Raw genomic sequence first — 3,019 nt, 5'->3', positions numbered from 1 at the left:
TGTATGGCCCCACCTGACCTCGATACATTCGTGTTCAACCCTCTGCCTCAAGAATCGGCACTCGATTCAAGGCGCTAGGCGCTGCGGGATGGATTCATTATTGTGGAGACGCCCTACCCCTAAGCTGGAGCTTAGAATTTCGCTGTGGGGCGCGGCGGAAGGCAGGATAGGGGACCCAGTCCGTTGAATGACGTTGATAAGCTCAACGCGGGTCAACGGGCTTCAACGCTCCCGCTCAACCGCTTTCAACACCGTTCAACGACCGATCCGACGCTCACTTACCCAGGTTCGGCTCAAAGCGATTCCTGATAGGTCTGCTTCGGAATTCGCGTAACTCCTCAGCAGGCGGCATTAACCTGCGAACTACTCGCTAACGCGGATTCTGACGTCTCGGGCAACCTGGAAAGTATGGGATCTGAGAACGAGAACCAATCGCACACGCTCCGTCGTAAGGGCGGCGGACGGGCGTATCACAGTCGGCTCGAACCTCACACCGAACTCATCCGAAGTCTTCGTCGACAGCGGATGACCTGGAAGGAAATCGCATGTCACCTTACGGATCAATTGGGCTGTGCGATCACGTTTCAGGGTGTGCACCAGTTCTTCCGGCGATTTGTGAAACGCCAGGCGGTTACTCACTGGGAGTCGATTGGCTCGCAGGAGTCGCCAGCTCCGGTGGTCAACGCCGTGAAAGGAAAACCGATCGCGGCAGCCATGCCTCCAACGCGACGATTTCGTTCTGTAGACCCCGCCCGTATTAACCTCAACGACCCAACCAGCACATGAAAATTACCCGACGCATTCATCTAAACCCCCAATCTAAAGGCAACCTCGGCAAAAGCTTTGAAACCGAGTTCCGTACCGCCTGGCTGGATCACCACGGCATCAGCTGGACGGGATCGGATCTCGATGACCGCCACCATACCTTTGCCGCTCGGCACCGGGACGTCGTGAAGTCGTACCAACTGGGCAACGGACAGGAGAGCAAGTCAGCCTTACTCACCCTGTTTCGCCGAGTGATGAAGGAGAACACCCCCATCCACGTCATCGACACTCGCGCTCAAGCGGACGCGCTTATCCTCAGTGCCTTGGAAGAATTGCAGATCCTGGACATTTGTGCGGACGAAGGCATTCGGCTGACGTTCTTCCTGTTCCCGACGGACGACACCGAAAGCATGAATAACGTCGCCCGTCTGTTCCTCTATGCGGGGGATCGAGTTGATTACGTCATCGTCCACAACCCCACCAAGGCCCGTGGCGATCTTTTCAACGGTTCGCAGCTAGAGGCACAGCTCATCGATTTTGGAGCCAAGTCGGTCCTTCTACCGGGCATCACGCCCACAACGCTTCTGGCCATGGAGAAAGCCGAGATGAAAGCCAAACGCGCCTTAAGCTTCGCCGAAGTCTCTCATCCAGACATGCACCATTTGGAGCGTCTCCTGGAGGGGGAGATCCAATGGGCACTGCAGAAGGTATTCCTCGAGTATGACCCCATCGCCGAACTGTTGCTTCCCGAGGGGTTCTCCTTGGAAGCTAAGTCACAGCGAGTGAGCACCGCTGCCCCGGAAAGTGATGCGCAGGCCAACCTCAACTTTGGAGAATGAAGTATGGATGATACTGCCTTTGACGCGTTGTGTGAGGGAGCCTCTCCGGCGGAGGCGAAACAGCTCCGGAAGCTCTTGGCCGCCTGGTGCCAGGGGGATGAGAATTCATTCCCGGTCCAACTCGTGCTGCTCAACCGATCTCAATTCCGAGCCGCCGCGAAGGTGCTCCTAACCATCGAAGCGGCCCGGGCATCCCTGCAGAAGGAGTTTCGAGAGCAGCAGAACTGCATCGCCAGTCAGATCAAGGCCTATGAGTCGACGACCTTGGCCAGATCCCAAGAGCTTCAGAAACAGATTCGGGATCAAGCCGCGATCGCCGAGAAGATCCTCGCCAGTTTCAAGAGCCATCTGGTGGAAGCCGAGAAGACGGCCCAGCAGATTCGCGACGGGCTGGTCAAAGGCTCAAAAGCCTGGGACGCGGCGAAAGCCGATTTCGACCAGTCCGGGCGAATCCTCCGTCAGGAATGCGCCGATCTCCAGTCAAGTCCGTGGCTGAGCCACTGGGTGCTGGTTGTCGCTCTCTGGATCTCGGCTGGATTTCTAGGCTACTTTTGGAGACGAATGGGAGGCTAACAGTTCGATGTGGGTGGGTGGGGGTGTTTTAGTGTGAGCTCCTCGGGCTATTTTAGCTGGGAAGTGAGTCGAGAAGGCTCACTTCACAGCCAGCGTTTTTCCTTTGGAATCACAGCGAGCGACTAGATGGAGCTTCACATTTAAACTTCGCTGTTCATTTGCCCGACAAGTTCGCGTGCGCAATCCGCTGTTGGTGCTGGTTTGCGTAGTCCTCGAACATCTCATCCGTCAGCCGCATCCCCCAAACGTGTTAGAGACTCGCTCTTGTAGAAAAAAGCGGGAAGCGTAACGATCACGCCAGCAAACTATAGGTTTAGAAAAATCATGAATGGATCTCGTGATAAAAACTGGAGCAAGGAAAAGCGGTGTTGATTTTCCCTAGGTCTTGCTCATCGGCGTGCCCCGTCCCTCCCTCTCGCCCGTTGATTCGATCCTGCGTTGGTATTATCCCCGAAGTTGAAAGCCTCCCCCTGAATTTATGAAAAGCGCCTTCCTTCTTTTCGCGACTCTCGTTCTCTCGTCCACAGCTCAGGAACTCCAGGTCGTAGAAAGGGGTGCCAGCCATCAGGTACTTCAGCGAATCAAGAGTTTCGTCGATCAGAGCGGCGCCACGCGCTATCGAACCAATCGGTTCACCGAGTTAGCCGATGGTCTTTGCTACCTGCCCGATGGACCCAACGCCAGCTGGGAACTTTCACGGGTGTAGTGCAAAATCAATTCTGAGAACAAAAGGGCTTGGAATTGGTTGACACAATTTTGTGTTGGTTGTCCCGAACGGAGATCCATTGCTGGCAGCGGAGCCAGTTTTCCACAATGAAACGCCAACCGGCGTTGAGGCTGTG

At 55.6% G+C, this 3,019-nt stretch carries 4 protein-coding genes; all 4 read left to right on the top strand.

Translation table 11 applies throughout. The features are described from left to right. Positions 1–408 precede the first annotated feature (408 nt). The 4 genes from JNN07_23750 (at position 409) to JNN07_23735 (ending at position 2,883) form a co-directional block, all read left to right on the top strand. Positions 409–786 carry a hypothetical protein gene (locus tag JNN07_23750; GenBank protein MBL9170767.1) on the top strand — a complete coding sequence of 126 codons (378 nt, stop codon included), beginning with the start codon at positions 409–411 and terminating at the stop codon, positions 784–786. Continuing rightward, complete coding sequence (locus JNN07_23745) at positions 783–1,604, top strand: hypothetical protein (protein MBL9170766.1); 822 nt, start codon at positions 783–785, stop codon at positions 1,602–1,604. Before JNN07_23750 ends, JNN07_23745 begins: the two co-directional genes overlap by 4 nt. 3 nt (positions 1,605–1,607) lie before the next feature. After that, positions 1,608–2,177, top strand: coding sequence for a hypothetical protein (locus JNN07_23740; GenBank protein MBL9170765.1), 570 nt, complete (start codon positions 1,608–1,610; stop codon positions 2,175–2,177). Positions 2,178–2,655: 478 nt separating this feature from the next. Next, positions 2,656–2,883: a hypothetical protein gene (locus JNN07_23735; GenBank protein ID MBL9170764.1), complete on the top strand. Its 228-nt coding sequence runs from the start codon at positions 2,656–2,658 to the stop codon at positions 2,881–2,883. Positions 2,884–3,019 lie beyond the last annotated feature (136 nt).

This window comes from Verrucomicrobiales bacterium, assembly GCA_016793885.1.
Classification (GTDB): Bacteria; Verrucomicrobiota; Verrucomicrobiia; order Limisphaerales; family UBA11320; genus UBA11320.
The sequence above is the reverse complement of the archived record's forward strand: the minus strand, read 5'-3'. Positions and strand labels throughout refer to the sequence as shown.

Bases quoted from the DNA above. Each gene is read 5' to 3' on its own strand.
- JNN07_23750 (MBL9170767.1), top strand. From the start codon at position 409: ATGGGATCTGAGAACGAGAACCAATCGCACACGCTCCGTCGTAAGGGC.
- JNN07_23745 (MBL9170766.1), top strand. From the start codon at position 783: ATGAAAATTACCCGACGCATTCATCTAAACCCCCAATCTAAAGGCAAC.
- JNN07_23740 (MBL9170765.1), top strand. From the start codon at position 1,608: ATGGATGATACTGCCTTTGACGCGTTGTGTGAGGGAGCCTCTCCGGCG.
- JNN07_23735 (MBL9170764.1), top strand. From the start codon at position 2,656: ATGAAAAGCGCCTTCCTTCTTTTCGCGACTCTCGTTCTCTCGTCCACA.